The sequence below is a fragment of the Rhodoferax ferrireducens genome (assembly GCF_003347515.1).
Classification (GTDB): Bacteria; Pseudomonadota; Gammaproteobacteria; order Burkholderiales; family Burkholderiaceae_C; genus Rhodoferax.
Window position 1 is genome coordinate 1 of the sequence record NZ_QEII01000072.1, and the last position, 255, is coordinate 255.

Genomic DNA, 255 nt, shown 5'->3' on the forward strand with positions numbered 1-255 from the left:
TCACGGCCGGCAGGCTCAAGGACAGGGTTTCCAGACCGCCATCGACCTCGCGCGTGACGGAAGCTTTGCCATCCACCACTTCGACCTTGCTGGCGAAGGTGGCTTGCGGCAGATCGGCCAGGGCGGCCAGCATCTGGCCGGTCTGGTTGCAGTCGTCATCAATCGCCTGTTTGCCGAGCAGGATCAGGCCGGGCTGCTCCTTGTCGACCAGGGCCTTGAGCAGCTTGGCGACCGCCAGCGGCTGCAGTTCTTCGC

At 65.1% G+C, this 255-nt stretch carries 1 pseudogene; it reads right to left on the reverse strand.

The features are described from left to right. Positions 1 to 255 (reverse strand): annotated as a pseudogene (locus tag C5P05_RS00285) (electron transfer flavoprotein subunit beta/FixA family protein); the annotation flags it as partial.